Annotated in this window: 10 protein-coding genes; 6 read left to right on the top strand and 4 right to left on the bottom strand. The window is 64.9% G+C overall.

Going from position 1 to position 16,423, the window contains the following annotated elements:
- Window positions 1-23: 23 nt before the first annotated feature.
- Complete coding sequence (locus RAD15_RS04020) at window positions 24-3,101, bottom strand: Rne/Rng family ribonuclease (RefSeq protein WP_458174562.1); 3,078 nt, start codon at window positions 3,099-3,101, stop codon at window positions 24-26.
- Window positions 3,102-3,807: 706 nt separating this feature from the next.
- Here RAD15_RS04020 and RAD15_RS04025 point away from each other — a divergent pair.
- From RAD15_RS04025 to RAD15_RS04050, 6 genes are all read left to right on the top strand, one after another.
- Window positions 3,808-5,100 (top strand): N-acetylmuramoyl-L-alanine amidase, encoded by a 1,293-nt coding sequence (locus tag RAD15_RS04025; protein ID WP_458174564.1) that lies wholly within the window; start codon window positions 3,808-3,810, stop codon window positions 5,098-5,100.
- Window positions 5,101-5,382: 282 nt separating this feature from the next.
- On the top strand, window positions 5,383-7,893 hold the full coding sequence (locus tag RAD15_RS04030; RefSeq protein ID WP_458174566.1) for a penicillin-binding protein 1A: 2,511 nt from the start codon (window positions 5,383-5,385) through the stop codon (window positions 7,891-7,893).
- Between the two features lie 199 nt (window positions 7,894-8,092).
- Window positions 8,093-9,224, top strand: a protein-coding gene (gene prfB, locus RAD15_RS04035; protein WP_458174568.1) for a peptide chain release factor 2 whose coding sequence is annotated in 2 segments (ribosomal slippage) — window positions 8,093-8,161 and window positions 8,163-9,224 — 1,131 coding nt in all. Because the reading frame shifts where the segments join, the coding sequence is not laid out codon by codon here.
- Window positions 9,225-9,226: 2 nt separating this feature from the next.
- The gene (locus RAD15_RS04040; protein WP_458174570.1) at window positions 9,227-10,108 is read left to right on the top strand and encodes an NAD(P)-dependent oxidoreductase; all 882 of its coding nucleotides are present in this window, start codon (window positions 9,227-9,229) and stop codon (window positions 10,106-10,108) included.
- 660 nt (window positions 10,109-10,768) lie between these two features.
- Window positions 10,769-11,680: a DMT family transporter gene (locus RAD15_RS04045; protein ID WP_458174572.1), complete on the top strand. Its 912-nt coding sequence runs from the start codon at window positions 10,769-10,771 to the stop codon at window positions 11,678-11,680.
- Between the two features lie 101 nt (window positions 11,681-11,781).
- A complete protein-coding gene (locus tag RAD15_RS04050) occupies window positions 11,782-13,017 on the top strand; it encodes an ABC transporter substrate-binding protein (RefSeq protein ID WP_458174574.1) in 1,236 nt (411 codons plus the stop codon).
- Here the strand turns inward: RAD15_RS04050 and RAD15_RS04055 are convergent, their stop codons facing one another.
- The 3 genes from RAD15_RS04055 to RAD15_RS04065 are packed head-to-tail and all read right to left on the bottom strand — an operon-like array spanning window position 13,018 to window position 16,423.
- Window positions 13,018-14,295 (bottom strand): O-antigen ligase family protein, encoded by a 1,278-nt coding sequence (locus RAD15_RS04055; protein WP_458174576.1) that lies wholly within the window; start codon window positions 14,293-14,295, stop codon window positions 13,018-13,020. It abuts the gene before it with no gap.
- Window positions 14,292-15,686 carry a glycosyltransferase family 4 protein gene (locus tag RAD15_RS04060; RefSeq protein ID WP_458174578.1) on the bottom strand — a complete coding sequence of 465 codons (1,395 nt, stop codon included), beginning with the start codon at window positions 15,684-15,686 and terminating at the stop codon, window positions 14,292-14,294. Before RAD15_RS04060 ends, RAD15_RS04055 begins: the two co-directional genes overlap by 4 nt.
- The gene (locus tag RAD15_RS04065) at window positions 15,683-16,423 is read right to left on the bottom strand and encodes an ABC transporter ATP-binding protein (RefSeq protein ID WP_458174580.1); all 741 of its coding nucleotides are present in this window, start codon (window positions 16,421-16,423) and stop codon (window positions 15,683-15,685) included. Before RAD15_RS04065 ends, RAD15_RS04060 begins: the two co-directional genes overlap by 4 nt.

The raw sequence follows: 16,423 nt of genomic DNA on the forward strand, positions 1-16,423 counted from the left end.
GCGTTTTTTGTTGGGTGTCTGGCTTACTCGCCGCCGCCGAAGCGGCGGGACCACCAGCCGGCGCGGCGCGGTGCGGCCGGCGACTCACTTGCCGCTTCCGGCGCAGGCTCAGGAGCCGGCGGAGCGACCGCCTCGGTCGCCTGGGCAATAGGCGTTGCCGGCTCGCTCGGGCTGCTCGACAGGAAGCTCACCTTTTCGCGGACCGTGGAGCGGCGCCGCGCGGTCTTGTCGTCGGCGGGCTCTTCTTCCGCGGCAACGGGCTCGGGCAGGGCCGGCGCCTCGATTTGGACTTCGGCGCGCGGCTCGGGCTGGGTGACCTGCGGCTCGGCGGCGTGTTCGGCCTGCGCGATCGAAGGCGCAGCCTCGCCGCCAAAGCCGTCGAAATCGGCAACCGCGTCGGTAGCTTCCGACGGCTGGTTGGCACCGAGTTCATCGCCGATCGAGCCTGCAAGACCGTCCTCGCTGCCGCCGCGCCGACGGCGTCCGCCACGACGACCACGCCGGCGGCGGCGGTCGCTGGAGCCCTGCTGCTCACCGCGGGCTGCCTGTTCCTCGCCTTCCTCGCCGTCCTGCTCGGACTCGGCATCCTCTTCGCCTTCGCCGGCAGCCACGATCATCTCCGGAAGCGTGGGCGCGCTATCCTCGCGCAACTCACCCTCGCGCGGGCTACCGCGGCCGCGCCGGCGGCGGCGGCGCTTGCGGCGCTGGCCGTCCTGTTCGGCGGCGGCTTCACCGGAAGCCGGCTCCTCGGAGAGACCTTCGGTCTCCTCGGTCTCGACCTCGGATTCCAGTTCCGGATCGAACTCCTCGTCGTCGTAAGCCTCTTCAGCCAGAGGCGGCGGGCTCGCAGCAGCCTGCGCCACGAGCAGCGCCTTGGCGGCTTCGAGCGTATGCACCTGTTCGCCGCGATCGATGAGATAGGCCTGCGGGCCGCTGACGCTGGGATCGGCGATGACCGACAGCGTGACCTTGAAGCCGTTCTCGAGGTCACGCAGATGACCGCGCTTGTGGTTCAGCACATAGAGCGCGACGTCGGTGCGGGTGCGGACCACGAGGTTGTGGGTCGCGCCCTTCATCAGGATCTCTTCGAGGCCGCGCAGCAGCTGCAGCGCCACCGAGGACACCGAGCGGACGTGGCCGGTGCCGCCGCAATGCGGGCAGGGATCGGTCGAGCTCTCCAGCACGCTGGCGCGGATGCGCTGGCGCGACATCTCGAGCAGGCCGAAATGCGAGATGCGGCCGACCTGGATGCGCGCGCGATCCTGCCGCAGGCAATCCGACAGCTTGCGCTCGACCGCACGGTTGTTGCGCTTCTCGTCCATGTCGATGAAGTCGATGACGATCAGGCCGGCGAGGTCACGCAGACGGAGCTGGCGGGCAACCTCTTCGGCCGCTTCCAGATTGGTCTTGAGCGCGGTGTCCTCGATGTGGTGCTCGCGGGTCGATCGTCCCGAGTTAACGTCGATCGAGACCAGCGCTTCGGTCTGGTTGATCACGATGTAGCCGCCGGAGCGCAACTGCACGGTCGGCGAGAACATCGCGTCGAGCTGGCTTTCGACGCCCATGCGCGAGAACAGCGGCTGGCCGTCGCGATACTGCTTCACCGCACTGACATTGGCGGGCATCAGCATCTTCATGAAGTCGCGCGCTTCGCGGTAGCCGGATTCGCCGGCGACCGAGATCTCGTCGATCTCCTTGTTGTAGAGGTCGCGCAGCGAGCGCTTGATCAGCGAGCCTTCCTCGTAGACGAGGGTCGGGGCCTGCGACTTCAGCGTCAGGTCGCGCACCGTCTCCCACATCCGGATCAGATATTCGAAGTCGCGCTTGATCTCGGGCTTGGTACGGGCAGCGCCTGCCGTGCGCAGGATGATGCCCATGCCCTCGGGCACGTCGAGGTCCTGCACCACTTCCTTCAGGCGGGAGCGGTCCTGGGCGCTGGTGATCTTGCGGCTGATGCCGCCGCCGCGCGCGGTGTTGGGCATCAGGACGGCGTAGCGGCCGGCGAGCGAGAGGTAGGTCGTCAGCGCCGCGCCCTTGTTGCCGCGCTCTTCCTTGACGACCTGGACCAGCATCACCTGGCGGCGCTTGATGACTTCCTGGATCTTGTACTGGCGGCGCGGGCGGAAGGTGCGCTCCGGCACTTCCTCCAGAACGTCGTCGCCGCCGACGGATTCGACGACTTCCTCTTCGGCTTCCTCGCCGTCCTCGTCTTCGTCCTCGTCGTCTTCGTCGACTAACTCCGCAGCCTCGGCATGCGGCGCATCGGCGCTCTCACCGGCGGCGTAAACGGCATCGGCCGGCTCCGCGGCTGATGTCACGGCTTCGGCCAGGGCCTCTGCGTGCGTTTCGGAGGTGTGAGCTTCGAAGGAGTGGGTCTCCTGCGGCTCGCCGACGGTCTCGGTCGCGATCACGGGCTCGGCGCCGACCGCTGCGACAGGCGCTGGCGTTTCGTCGGCATGATCGTGGTCGTGATGATCATGCTCGGCATCGTGACCGTGGTCATGATCGTGGTGGTGATCGTCGTCGTGGGCATGATGATGATCGTCGTGCCCATGATCGTCATGATGATCATGATCGTGAGCTTCGTGCTCGCCGTGATGCTCCGCATCGGCGTGCAGATGCTCACCTTCGAGCAGGGCGCCCTCGGTATGCTCCGGCAGCGCCGCGCCTTCGGTCGGCTGAGCCGCGGCATCCGCGCCTTCAACGATGTCGCTGCGCACGCGCTCGCCATGACCGCGGCGGCGGGCGTTGCGGTGGCGCGAGCGGCGGCGGCCGTGGGAGCGGTTCTCGCTCTCTTCCTCGGCCTCGCGATGGGCCTGTTCCTCGGCCTCGATCAGCGCCTGCCGGTCGGCAACCGGGATCTGGTAGTAGTCGGGATGGATTTCGCTGAAGGCAAGGAAGCCGTGGCGGTTGCCGCCATATTCGACGAAAGCAGCCTGGAGCGAGGGTTCGACCCTTGTGACCTTGGCGAGATAGATGTTCCCGCGCAGTTGCTTGCGTTGCGCGGTCTCGAAATCAAACTCTTCGACGCGATTGCCGCGGACCACGACGACCCGGGTCTCTTCCGGGTGGGTGGCATCGATCAACATCTTGTTGGGCATGTCTTAACTCTTGGCGGCGGCGGGCGCGATTCACCGTGGGCGCGAGCAGCGCTGCCGGGTGACGCGACGGTCCACCTGATTCGGGGGTGAGGGGAAGGCCGAAACACCCTCTCTCGCGCCTTGCCGGACCGAAAGCTTCAGGACCACAGCGGCGCGCGGGATTTTCACTCCGCAGCGTCGCGAATGGTCCTTCAGAATTCGTCGGCACAGTCTGGCGCATCAAGCGTCGGCCCGTATGAAACATTGGGCGGCGAGGCCGCCCCTCAATCAGTTGCTGCTGGCCAGGCATGGCGCGAGCGCGCTCGCCTTGGGGGTCACGAACCGCTCCCTTGGGATCAAGGGACCGGGTTAATGGGTTACGTCGCTGTCAGAACCGTCCCGGAAACGTGAGGGGTAACCGGGGACCGTCCACCACCAGGGCTTGACCCGCTCCACCTCGCTGCCGCGCACCGCGCTGGTCTTTGAGGAGAACGGAAAACGCTGGAATTCCCAAACCTTGAGAGTTCCGGCGCTGCACCGGGAGGCTGAATGCGACACAACCGGAAATATCGGCCGTCAGCATTCCGTACATACGAGGAATGAGCCATCGGTGCAAGGGAGCGTCGCACGGCGGTCACAGTCAGAAAGTTTCGCGCATCTGTCATTAAGGATCGTTTAACCCTGTGGTTCTATTGCCTTAAAAAGGCTGCTCGGAGGCACGGAATCGGTGGCGAGCCGCGCAAATCAAACGGTTTTCCTGGCATGTGCGCTTTTGTGCGCCGCAGCGTTGCCGTGTGCTGATTCCTCCCGCCTGAGCGCCGCGGAAAGCCAGCCGCAACCCGCTGTTGCAGCGGCGAATTTCCCGATCGCCTCAGGTGCCCGGCTGGCCGGCGACGGCAAGCAGACACGCTTCATCCTCGACCTCGATCAGACCGTCAGCTTTCGCGCCGTCACGCTCGCCGACCCTTACCGGGTGGTGGTCGACGTGCCGCAAGTCAATTTTCAGCTGCCGGCAGGCACCGGGGCCGGGGGGCGGGGGCTGGTCAAGGCGTTCCGCTACGGGCTCGTCATGCCCGGCGGCTCGCGAATCGTGTTCGACCTGACGGGCCCGGCCAAGATCGCCAATTCCTACGTGCTGGAGGCGGCCAACGGCCAGCCGGCCCGGCTCGTGCTCGAGCTGGAAGAGGTGGACCGCGCCGCCTTCGCGCCGTCGCAGGCCCCGGAAAACCGTCCCGAGCTCCGGCCCGCGATCGCCGATGCGCCGCCCGTAACCGCTCCTGCCGCTGCCCCGGAAACCGCACAGCAGAAGGCCGATGGCAGGCCGGTGGTCGTGATCGATCCCGGCCATGGCGGCATCGACAACGGCACGCAGTCGAGCGGCGAGAGCGAGAAGAACCTGGTGCTGGCCTTCGGGCTGGCGCTGCGCGAGAAGCTCGAGAAGGCCGGCAAGTACCGTGTGGTCATGACGCGGGACGACGACACCTTTATTCCCCTCAACGACCGGACCAAGATCGCGCGCAACCTCAAGGCCGCCTTGTTCGTCTCGATCCATGCCGATGCGCTGCCGCGTGCCGAGGGAGATGCGCAGGGCGCGACCATTTATACGCTGTCCGACAAGGCGTCCGACGCCGAGGCCCAGCGGCTGGCGGATGCCGAAAACCGGGCGGATGCGATCGCCGGCTTCAACCTCGCGGAGGAGCCGACCGACGTCGCCGACATATTGATCGACCTCACCCAGCGGGAAACCCGTACCTTTTCAAACCGTTTCGCCCGCCTCCTGATGGGCGAGATGAAGTCGACGGTGCGGATGCACAAGCATCCCCTGAAGTCGGCAGGCTTCCGGGTCCTGAAGGCACCCGACGTGCCCTCGGTGCTGGTCGAGATCGGTTACGTCTCCAATAAGGGCGACCTCGAGCACCTGGTCTCCGAGGGCTGGCGGTCCAAGGCCGTGGGCTCGATGGCCCAGGCCATCGACGGGTTCCTGGCCAAGCGGCTGGCCACGGCGGGATCGTCAAATTGACGACCCTGGGGTCTTCGAATTGAAAGGGTTTTTCCGTCCCGCCGCAAAAGCCCTAGTTTGGCCACAGCGGGCGCTTTATAAAAATGCCGCAGGGGGTTCCGGAATCGGAGAGAATCCCGCTCGGCAAGCGTCTTTAGGCCCGGCCTTGATGTGATTGCGTAGGCCGGTGAATTCGCGACGTGAGGTTGGCGCCAGTTTGGGGTGCCAGTTTTTAGGTCCCAGTTTTTAAGTCCCATGGGGCCGATACTGGGCTGATCCAGAGTTTGAACGGATAAACAGATAATGCGCTTGCTGGTGCGGTTCATGGGCTTCCTGTTCGCCGCGGGAACGGTGTTGTTCCTTGTCGGTGTCGGTGCCGTGGCAGGCCTGATCTGGCATTTCTCCAAGGACTTGCCGGACTACTCTCAGCTTCAGGATTACGAGCCGCCGGTGATGACCCGCGTGCACGCGGTCGACGGTTCGCTGCTCGGCGAATATGCCAAGGAGCGGCGGCTGTACCTGCCGATCCAGGCGGTGCCGAAGCTCGTGATCAATGCTTTCCTCGCGGCCGAGGACAAGAATTTCTACGAGCATGGCGGCATCGACTACACCGGCATGGCGCGCGCCGGCGTGGTCTATATCCAGAATTACGGATCGAACCGGCGTCCGCAGGGCGCCTCCACGATCACCCAGCAGGTCGCCAAGAACTTCCTGCTGACCAACGAGGTCTCGTTCGCCCGCAAGATCAAGGAAGCCTTGCTGGCGATGCGCATCGAGAAGACCTACTCGAAGGACAAGATCCTCGAACTGTATCTGAACGAAATCTATCTGGGCCTCGGCGCTTACGGCATCGCGGCCGCCTCGCTGGTCTATTTCGACAAGTCGGTGAACGAGCTCACCGTCGCGGAAGCGTCCTATCTCGCCGCGCTGCCGAAGATGCCGGCGACGCTGCATCCGGTCCGCAACCGCGACCGCGCCATCGAGCGCCGCAACTACGTCATCGACCGTCTGCTGGAGAACGGCTGGATCAAGCAGGCCGACGCCGACAAGGCGCGCAAGGAGCCGCTGGCCGTCACCAACCGCTCCAACGGCGCCCACACCTTCGCCGGCGAGTATTTCGCCGAGGAAGTCCGCCGCGACATCTTCGAGCGCTACGGCGAGAAGAAGCTGTACGAAGGCGGCCTGTCGGTGCGCACCACGCTCGATCCGAAGATCCAGGTCATGGCGCGCAAGGCCATGGTCTCCGGCCTCGTGAACTATGACGAGCAGCAGGGCTATCGTGGCGCGATGAGCAAGCTCGATATTTCGGGCGATTGGGGCGTGAAGCTCGCCGAGATCAAGTCGCTGTCCGACATCTCGCCCTGGCGCATGGCGGTGGTGCTGGAGACCAGCGACCAGTCCGCACGCATCGGCTTCCAGCCGAGCCGCGAGCTCGGCGGCGCCGTCAGCAAGCAGCGTGAGACCGGTCTCATCACCTCCGATGGCGTGCGCTGGGCGCGCGCTGCGCAAGGTGCCGCAAAAGGTAGGTCGCCGACCGCGGTGTCGCAGGTGCTTCAGCCGGGCGACGTGATCTATGCCGATCCGCTCTACAAGGACGGCCAGCCTGTCGAAGGGCAGTACCGATTGCGCCAGATCCCCGAAGTGTCCGGCGCGATGGTGGCGATGGATCCCTGGACCGGCCGCGTGCTCGCGATGGTCGGCGGCTTCTCGTTCGACCAGAGCCAGTTCAACCGCGCCACGCAGGCCTACCGGCAGCCGGGTTCGTCGTTCAAGCCGATCGTCTATTCGGCCGCGCTGGACAATGGCTATACGCCGTCGACCGTCGTGCTCGACGCGCCCATCGAAATCGACCAGGGCCAGGGCGCCGGCGTGTGGCGGCCGGAAAACTTCTCGTCGGGCAAGTTCCAGGGACCGGTGACGCTGCGCAACGCGCTGCGGCAGTCGCTCAACACCGTGACGGTGCGCCTCGCGCAGGACATCGGCATGCCCCTGATCGGCGAATATGCGCGCCGCTTCGGCGTCTATGACGAACTGCCGAACTATCTCTCCTACGCGCTCGGCGCCGGCGAGACGACGGCGATGCGCATGGTCACGGCCTATTCGATGCTCGCCAATGGCGGTCGCCGCGTGAAGCCGACCCTGATCGATCGTATCCAGGACCGCTACGGCCACACCATCTTCAAGCACGACCAGCGCGAATGCCGCGGCTGCGACGCCCCTAGCGGCTGGAAGAACCAGAACGAGCCGCAGCTGATCGACCGCCGCGAGCAGGTGCTGGATTCCATGACCGCCTATCAGATCACCGAGCTGATGGAAGGCGTGGTCCAGGCCGGTACCGCGACCGTGGTCAAGGAGGTCGGCAAGCCGATCGCCGGCAAGACCGGCACCACCAACGAGGCCAAGGACGCCTGGTTCGTCGGCTTCTCGCCGGACGTCGCGGTCGCCATCTACATGGGCTACGACAAACCGCGCGCGCTCGGCAAAGGTAACGCCGCGACCGGCGGCCATCTGGCTGCTCCCATTGCGCGCGATTTCCTCAAGCTCGCGCTCGCCGACAAGCCCGCCGTTCCGTTCAAGGTGCCGGCCGGCATCAAACTGGTCCGCGTCGTCGCCAAGACCGGCATGCGCGCCGGCCCCGGCGAGACCGGCGGAACCATTTTGGAAGCCTTCAAGCCGGGCACGGCGCCGCCGGACAATTACTCGGTGATCGGCGTTGCCGATGCCGACGGGCGCGGCGGCGGCATGCCGGCCTCGCAGCAGCAGCAGCCGGATTCCGGCTTCTTCATGCGGCCGGGCACCGGCGGGCTGTACTAAGGCTTAGGACAAGACAGACGATCCCGGTTCCGGCGGTTGCGCTTTGGCGCTGCCGCCGTTACATCCCCTGCAACGCGATGAGTCATCGCGTTGCAGGTTTTTCGTTTGCGCATGATCTGGTCGGGAAACCGCTGCACACTTTCCCGGATCATGCGCTGGCAATCGAACGCGGACCAATTCCGCGACATCAGAGAACGACATGCGCGCCGAAATCGAACGGTTGGTAGAAGAGATCAAGCAGTCAGTCGGGCTGCTGAGGAGGCATCTTTGACGTCGAGAAATCGACGGCACGCCTCGCTGAGCTGAACAAGCTCGCAGAAGATCCCAACCTCTGGAACGATCCCCAGAAAGCCCAGAAGCTGATGCAGGAGCGAACCTCGCTGGAGGATTCGCTGTCGGGCATCGGCAAGGTCGAGCAGCAGCTCGAAGACGATATCGGCATGATCGAGCTCGGCGAGGCCGAGGGCGATGCCGGCGTCGTGGCTGAAGCCGAAACCGCGCTGAAGAACCTGAAGAAGGAAGTGGCGCGGCGCGAGCTCGAGGCGCTGCTGTCGGGCGAGGCTGATCGCTTCGATTCCTATCTCGAAGTCCATGCTGGCGCCGGCGGCACCGAGAGCCAGGACTGGGCGCAGATGCTCCTGCGCATGTACACGCGCTGGGCCGACACTCACGGCTTCAAGGTCGAATTCCTCGAAGAGTCCGAGGGCGAAGAGGCCGGCATCAAGTCCGCGACCATCCAGGTCTCCGGGCACAACGCCTATGGCTGGCTGAAGACGGAAGCCGGCGTGCACCGGCTGGTGCGCATCTCGCCGTTCGATTCGAACGCGCGTCGCCACACCTCGTTCTCGAGCGTGCAGGTGTTTCCGGTCATCGACGACAGCATCAAGATCGACATCAAGGAATCCGACGTCCGCACCGACACCATGCGTTCGGGCGGTGCCGGCGGCCAGCACGTCAACAAGACCGAATCCGCGGTGCGGCTGACGCACATTCCGACTGGTGTCGCCGTGGTCTGCCAGGCCGGCCGCTCCCAGCACAAGAACCGGGCTCAGGCCTGGGACATGCTGCGCGCGCGTCTCTACGAGATCGAGTTGAAGAAGCGCGAGGAAAAGGCCGCCGCCGACCAGGCCGCCAAGACCGATATCGGCTGGGGCCACCAGATCCGCTCCTACGTGCTGCAGCCCTACCAGATGGTGAAGGATCTGCGCACGGGCGTGCAGACCTCCGATACGTCGGGCGTGCTCGACGGTGAGCTCGACGACTTCATGGCCGCAACCCTGGCGCAGCGCGCCTTCGGCACCACCGGTGCCGACATCGAGGACGTCGACTAGCCATGCCCCGCGTCGCCTTCATCGGGCTTGGACGGATGGGCCATGGCATGGCCGGCCGCTATCTCGATGCCGGCTTCACGGTGACGCTGTGGAATCGCAGCAAGGCCAAGGCGGAAGACCTGATCGCGCGCGGCGCGCTTTGGGCAACCTCGCCCGAGGATGCCGCGATCGACGCCGACGCGGTCGTGACCATGGTCGCCGACGACGAGGCCTCGCGTGCGGTCTGGCTCGGGCCGAAGGGCGCAGCCAAGACGGCGAAAGCCGGCACCATCGCGATCGAATGCTCGACCGTCTCCTATGACCACGCCCGCGAGATGGGCCGCGAGCTCAACGCGCGCGGGCTCATCTACATCGACTGCCCCGTGACGGGATTGCCGGATGCGGCCGCGAGCGGAAAGCTGACGCTGCTGGTTGGTGCCGACGCGGCCGATCTCGAACGCGCCCGCCCGTTCCTCGAACCGATCGGCTCGACCATCCGCCATTTCGGCGCGGTCGGCTCCGGCACGGTCTACAAGCTCATCAACAATCTCATGGGCGCGATCCAGATCGCCGGCCTAGCCGAGGGCCTCGCGATCGCCGAGCAGGCCGGCCTCGACATGAACCTCGTGCTGGACTCGATCCAGGCGGGCGTCGCCGCAAGCCCGCAGGTGCAGCGTCACTCCAAGCGCATGGTCGCCCGCGATTTCAGCGGCGCGACTTTCACGGCAGCGTTGCGGCACAAGGATGCCGCCTACGCGGTCAAGCTGGCGGAGAGCCTGCTGGCGGACAAGCCGCTGGTCTCGCGTGCCGCGGTCGAGTCCTACGCGCAAGCGAAGGCTGCGATGCCTGATGACGACGAAGGCAAGATGATCGAGCTGGTGTCGCGGCCGAAGAAGCCTTCCTAGCGGTCGCATTCACATGGGGCAGCCTCGTTCGGAACGCGGTCTCGGCATTGCCCCCGTCGGTCCATGCGCTGATTGGCGGTGCCTTGGTGATTGGGGCGGTTGTTGCCGATATCGCCTGCGCAACGCGAAAACGCGAAGGGGCCTGATGCACGATGTTCACGTTCTTTGGCTTATTCGTAGATCCGATAAGCGAGCTGTCGCCCCAGATCTCCGAGGTTTGGCCTGAGCTCAAATTGATCCGGCTGCAGAGTCCGATCTCGGCGATTGCTGGGCGCTTTGGCGACGATTGCTACGAACCATCTCAGGAGGACATTCCGGAAGACGTCTTGTTGGCGACGGAGCGACTGTCCCGTCTAGCGACAACTGCGCGTTTCATGCTCCTCCGAACAGAGTGTTCCGGCGGCATCTGCACAAACTGGGGCCAAATCATCCGGGATGGACGTACCGTGTTCCGGGTCGAGGGAGAGGGAGCTCTTCGCCGTCTGATAAGGCACTGGGGCGCCGACATTGGTCCCGACGAGATATTCGAGCCTTTGAGCAGAGGCTTTAATTGGGGGTAGGCTTCTCGCGCGCGAGATAGACGATCGCCTGATCGGAAATCGGGTGGCGGTCTTCGCGCCTTCATTGTAGGCGGCTGTCTCACCTGCCGAAGTGAACCGCATGCCTCCAACCGACAACCGGATCGACGCGCGAGATTGGTCGCTGCTGGCTGTGCTCTCGGTCCTCTGGGGTGGCTCGTTCTTCTTCAATGGCGCGGCGTTGCGGGAATTGCCGCCGCTGACGCTGGTGTTTTTGCGCGTGGTGCTTGGCGCGGCCATTCTGCTGCCGTTGCTGCGCGCACAGGGAATTGGCCTGCCCAAGGGCATGACGGGCTGGAAGCCCTTCGTCGCGATCGGACTGCTCAACAATGTGATTCCGTTCTCGCTCATAGTGATCGGCCAGACTTTCATTCCGAGCGGGCTGGCGTCGATCCTGAATGCCACCACGCCGCTGTTCGCGGTGATCGTGATGGCGGCGGCGGGCGAAGAGGCATTGCAGATGCGGCGCGTGGCCGGCGTCGCGCTAGGGCTTCTCGGCGTGATCGTCCTGCGCGGGTGGGGCCTCGAGACGAAGCCGGGGCAGGGGCTCGGCATCCTGCTCTGCCTCGGCGGCGCCTTCAGCTACGGTCTTGCGGCGCTGGCGGCGCGGCGGCTGTTGAAGGATGCCGCCCCGCTCGGCACCGCGACGTTTCAACTGATGGCGTCGTCGCTGATGATGGCGATCGTCGCCGGTGCGGTGGAGCAGCCGTGGCGCCTGCCGATGCCTGGCCTTACGACCTGGCTCGCGGTGTTTGGCCTTGCCGCGCTGTCGACGGCGCTTGCCTATATCGTCTTTTTTCAGATCTTGCGGCGCTCGGGCGCGACCAATGTGATGCTGGTGACGTTGCTCATTCCCGTCACGGCCATCCTGCTGGGATGGCTGGTGCTGGGCGAGCCGATCTCCCTGCGCGAGATCGCAGGCGCGACCGTCATTGGCAGCGCGCTGCTCGTGATCGACGGGCGCGTTTTGAATCTGCTGCGGCGCGGCGCGTAAGTTCCGCATCTGCCACCGCACGGAAAATCCAGGTGCTTGCCAGCCACACCCCGCCTTGCGACACTCCCCGCAAAACAAGACTACAAACAGGGGAGAGAACGATGCCGGGTCGCCGCGAAAACCTTGCTGCCCTCGCCATGCTTGTTGCCGGAGTGCTCGTCACGACACCGGCCCCGGCGCAGAAGAAATACGATCCCGGTGCCAGCGACACCGACATCAAGATCGGCAACATCATGCCCTATAGCGGGCCTGCTTCGTCTTACGGTGTGATCGGCAAGACCGAGGGCGCCTTCTTCAAGATGATCAACGATCAGGGTGGGATCAACGGGCGCAAGATCAATTTCATCAGCTATGACGATGCCTATTCGCCGCCGAAGGCGATCGAGCAGGCGCGCAAGCTGGTCGAGAGCGACGAGGTCCTCTTGATCTTCCAGTCGCTCGGCACGCCCTCGAACTCCGCGATCATGAAATACATGAACGCCAAGAAGGTGCCGCAGCTCTTCGTCGCCTCCGGCGGCACCAAGTTCGGCGACCCCAAGAATTTCCCGTGGACCATGGGCTTCCAGCCCAACTACCAGAGCGAGGGGAGGATCTACGCAAAGTACATCCGCGACAACTTTCCGAACGGCAAGATCGCGGTGTTCTGGCAGAACGACGACGCCGGCAAGGACCAGTTCAAGGGCCTGAAGGACGGGCTCGGCGACAAGGCCGGCATGATCATCGCCGACAAATCCTACGAGGTCAGCGATCCCTCGATCGACTCGCAGATCGTCGCCCTGCATGATTCCGGCGCGGACATCTTCTTCTCATGGGCCGCGCCGAAAGGCTCGGCGCAGGCGATCCGGAAGGTCGGCGAGCTCGGCTGGAAGCCAAAATTCTTCCTGGCCAACACCGCGACCTCGGTCGCCTCGGTCCTCAAGCCCGCCGGGCTCGACTATTCCAGGGACATCATCTCGACCGTCTATTTGAAAGACCCGACCGATCCGACCTGGGACAAGGATCCTGCGGTGATCAAATGGCGCGAGTTCATGGATAAATATTACCCCGACGGCGACAAGGCCAATTCCAACAACATCTATGGCTATGTGCAGGCCGAAGCGATGGCGCAAGTGTTGAAGCAGTGCGGTGACAATCTCACCCGCGACAACGTCATGAAGCAGGCCGCGAATCTGAAGGATTTTCACACCGACCTGTTGCTGCCCGGCATCATGGTCAACACCTCGCCGGACGACTATTTCCCGATCGAGCAGATGCAACTGATGCGCTTCAACGGCCAGGCCTGGGAGCTGTTTGGCGAGGTCATCACCGGAGAGGTCGGCCACGAGCGCAGCCAGTAGTCAGGACTGGCCAGCTTTCGCCTTCAGCGCCATGCCGCCGGCGACGCCGACGCCGAGCACATATATCCAGCCAGCGTGGAAATCGAACAAGTGCGAGTTCAACAGCGAGCTCGTCATGTTCTGGACGACGGCCGCGAGCCCGATCCAGGCCGCAAGGCCTTCGCCGGTGAACAGGCGGAGATGGGCGATCCATAAAGCGTAGAGCAGGACGACGCCCAGGAGGCCCCACTGCACCGCGACGTAGAGGGTCTGGTTGTGCGGATTGCTGACGACCTCCGCATCGAGGTCGCTCTCACCGGTGGCGGCGCGCTCGAACTGGCGCTTGATCGATCCGGTGCCGTGGCCGATCAGGGGGGCCTCGGCAAAGGCGTGAAGCGACTTGCGCCAATAGGTCAGCCGCTGCGCGGTCGAGGCGAAGTTGATGTTCTCGTGGCCATGGTGGTATTCGGCGGCGATGTCGGTGATGCGGTGGCGCAGATAGGGCGAGGTGCTCCAGGCCAGCGCGCTCGCTGCAACCGCGCCGGCGAGCAGGACGAGCGCTGCCCGTCCGCTCAAATGTTTCCAGGCAAACAGGCCCAGCAGCACCGCGATGCACAGCAGCGCGGTGCGGGCCGAGGCGACGAACACCATGTTGGTCACGAACAGCCCGATCAATGCGAGGCAAGCGGCTGTCGCGACGATGCGTCCGCTGCGCCAGAAGGTCAGCGCGGGCAGGGCCAGCGCAAATGCGCAGAGGGTGAATTCCTGGCTCTGGTCGATGTAGTTCTTGACGGGCACGCCCGCCGACGCCGTGTTGGCGATCTTCCAGGCGGGATCGAGCAGCACGATCCAGGAGAAGACTGCAAGAAGCGCGCAGGAGGCCAGAAAGGCGAGACAGACCTGGAGGCCGCGCTCCGATCGGCTGAAATGGTAGAGCAGCGGCGGAATCAGCACGAGCTTTGCGACCGGCTTGATCGCGTGCAGGCGGTCCGGCCAGGCACCGTCCGACCATAGCGTGCCGAGAAGCGCGAGCAGCAGGACTGCGAAGGGGAGCGCAAAGGCGGGCCGCGCAAGCTGGCGCGCATAATCGCGCCAGTCGATGGTCGGCGTCACCGCGAGCAGCCAGAGCCCGACGAGGATCGAAGGCGCCGAGGTCGACCAGGGCAGCGACGCCGCGATCAGGATAACGAGCACATCTGCCGCCCGGACCAGTGCGGCCGAACGACCCAACGCCTGCCATCGGCTGCGTCGGACCTGGGGACCGGCAGGATCTGACCATGTCGTGGATTCGGTGGTCATCCGTACGATGCGAGTTGTGCGGCGACGAGGCTTTCCGCGGGCATATGATACCCGAGGAAATCGCGGGCCTGAGTCTCATAGCCGAAACGTTCGACGAGTTCATGGCGCCGCGCGCGGATTCTGCCCCGGGCTTCTTCCTGCCGTGTCAGGACGCGGGTGACGGAGGCCGCGATCGAATCGGTCGAGTACGGGTCGAAATAGTCGGCCAGCTCGCCCGCGACCTCGCGGAATACGGCGATGTCGGAGCACAGCACCGGCGTGTTCGCGGCCAGCGCCTCGATGATCGGCACGCCGAAGCCTTCCGCAAGGCTAGGCATGATCAGGCCGTGCGCTTCCGCGATCAGGGTCGCCTTCTCGTGTTCGTCGACATAGCCGGCGAAACGGACGTTTTGCGGAAGATTGCGCATGCGGCTGATCTCGCCGGCATAGCCGATCACGACGAGATCGGCCTGGGGAACGTTACGGAAGGCGCGAATGACGGTGGCGACGTTCTTACGCGGTTCGTTCGAGACAATGACGACAAAGCTCGGCCGCCCCGGACGCCCCGACGGGGCTGGGAGGTGCAGGACATCCGGGGCGTCGAACCGGGTGCGGGGATACACGACCCGCGCCGGCAGGTGCGCAAATTGCGGCAACAGCTCCCTGAACCGCATCATGCTATAGTTTGAAACGAAGGCGAGCTCGTCGGCCTGACGCAGGCTGGTGCGGATTCGCGCCAGGAACTGCCGCGTGGCGATGTCGCTGAGCTTGAGGTCGGTGAGCGGCAACAAATCGTGGACGACGCAGATCACCTTGGCGCCAGGCTTGCGCGTGATCGCCACCCGCGTCGGAGTGTCCACGACGATGACGTCGTACTCGCGCGCGTCGATCCGCGGCGGCGGCAGCAGGAAGAAGGCCGAGGAGTCCTGATAGTTGAAGAATCCGGGCTCGAGCTGAAACTCACCGAACAGTTCGAGGTGGCTCAGATCCGGCGGAATGTATTCGAGCGCGGCGGGCCGATTCTCGATCAGTCGCGCGTTCAGGCCCCGCACGCCGATCGCGCGCAGGAGGCAGAGGACGTTGTCCCGCGACAGCAACATGCCGACCCTGTGACGGAGCCAGTTGAATTTGCGAGGCGCGCCGCTGAGCGTCACCGGCCCGCTCACGTTGACTTCGTCAAGGAAGCGATAAAGAGCAAGCAGCTCGATGTTGCGCGATTGCGCCGCGAACAGCTTTGTGCGTCGCTCGCGCCGGCACAGCTTGCGATAGCGCTTCGAGGTCTCCACCAACAGCGTGAGTTCGTGGCCCTCCGAGGCGAGCGAACGGACCAATTCCCGGGTGAAGTGGAAGATGCCGCGCTTGTGATTGGGTTGTCCGAGCGACTCGGAGACGACGAGGATGTTCTGTTTCATGCGCGTTTCTCGCGGAACTCGAAAGAATGTGTGACCGGCGGCTCGACCGCGACGGTCGATGCGATGCGGCCGTGATCGAGGTTGATGATGCTGGTGCAGGTACGGCGGAGCAGCGGCTGATCATGCGAGGCGATGATCACGATCGCCGCCTGCGACACCAGGTTCAGCAGCCGTTCCTGGGCCTTCTCCGCGAAGTGCTCGTCGACCACGCTGAGCCATTCGTCGAGCAGGAGGATGTCGGCCGGAAAGGCGGTGGCGGTTGCAAACAGCACCCGCATCAGCATGCCCGAGGAAAACATCCGGAGCGGCAGACGCTGCATGCGCCGCTCGAGCTCGGTGAAGGCCCAGATCTCGTCGATCACCGCGGGAGTCGGCTTGCGGCCGCTGATCCGCAGCAGCAGCGCGATATTGTCCTCCGCCACGAAATCCAGGTTGACCCCGGCGTTGAGGCCGAGCAGGGGCACGACGTTGCCTTGGATGGCGACGCCGCCGCTGCTCGGAGGATAGACGCCGGCGATCAGCCGCAACAGCGTCGACTTGCCGGAGCCATTGGGGCCGGCAAGCCCGATGCGGGCACCGGCTTCGGCCTCGATCGTGACGTTGTCGACGGCGCGGATGATCCGCGTCTCGCCGGGCTCGCGAATGAGATGGCCGAGCAGCCGCCGCTTCAGCGAATAATCGTAGGCGCCGTAGAGCGGATAGTCGAGACAGACGTTGTGCAGCCTGATGGAGACCAT

It is taken from the genome of Bradyrhizobium sp. 14AA, assembly GCF_054185205.1.

Excerpts from the sequence above, each read along its gene's own strand:
- RAD15_RS04060 (WP_458174578.1), bottom strand. The coding sequence starts at position 15,686 with ATGAAACAGAACATCCTCGTCGTCTCCGAGTCGCTCGGACAACCCAAT.
- RAD15_RS04065 (WP_458174580.1), bottom strand. The coding sequence starts at position 16,423 with ATGGTCTCCATCAGGCTGCACAACGTCTGTCTCGACTATCCGCTCTAC.
- RAD15_RS04030 (WP_458174566.1), top strand. The coding sequence starts at position 5,383 with ATGCGCTTGCTGGTGCGGTTCATGGGCTTCCTGTTCGCCGCGGGAACG.
- RAD15_RS04020 (WP_458174562.1), bottom strand. The coding sequence starts at position 3,101 with ATGCCCAACAAGATGTTGATCGATGCCACCCACCCGGAAGAGACCCGG.
- RAD15_RS04040 (WP_458174570.1), top strand. The coding sequence starts at position 9,227 with ATGCCCCGCGTCGCCTTCATCGGGCTTGGACGGATGGGCCATGGCATG.
- RAD15_RS04045 (WP_458174572.1), top strand. The coding sequence starts at position 10,769 with ATGCCTCCAACCGACAACCGGATCGACGCGCGAGATTGGTCGCTGCTG.
- RAD15_RS04055 (WP_458174576.1), bottom strand. The coding sequence starts at position 14,295 with ATGACCACCGAATCCACGACATGGTCAGATCCTGCCGGTCCCCAGGTC.
- RAD15_RS04050 (WP_458174574.1), top strand. The coding sequence starts at position 11,782 with ATGCCGGGTCGCCGCGAAAACCTTGCTGCCCTCGCCATGCTTGTTGCC.